We start from the raw sequence: 342 nt of genomic DNA on the forward strand, positions 1-342 counted from the left end.
GTATTCCGCCTCAGCTGTTTGCGTTCATTGCCTTGGTGGCGGTGGCCAATGGTGCGCTTTTGACGATGGTCATGGCGAGTCGGCTGGCCTATGGGATGGCGCGTATGGGGTTGTTGCCGCAGCCGCTGTCGCGCGTGCTGCCCAAACGGCGCACGCCCTGGGTCGCGATTGTGGCCAGTACCGCTGTGGCGATTGCGTTGACGTTGACGGGGACACTGGCGGCGTTGGCGGAGACGGTGGTGTTGTTGCTGCTGTTTGTTTTTCTGAGTACGAATGTGGCGGTGCTGGTGCTGCGGCGGGACAAGATTGAGCAGAGTCATTTTCGTGTGCCGAGTTGGGTGC

Annotated in this window: 1 protein-coding gene; it reads left to right on the forward strand. The window is 61.1% G+C overall.

Features of this window, described 5'->3' with window-relative positions; translation table 11 throughout:
- Nucleotides 1-342 (forward strand): amino acid permease (locus AC0L3B_RS38790; RefSeq protein ID WP_473382969.1); only part of this gene is annotated, 342 nt, incomplete at both ends.

It is taken from the genome of Bradyrhizobium sp. Kon56, from assembly GCF_055807635.1.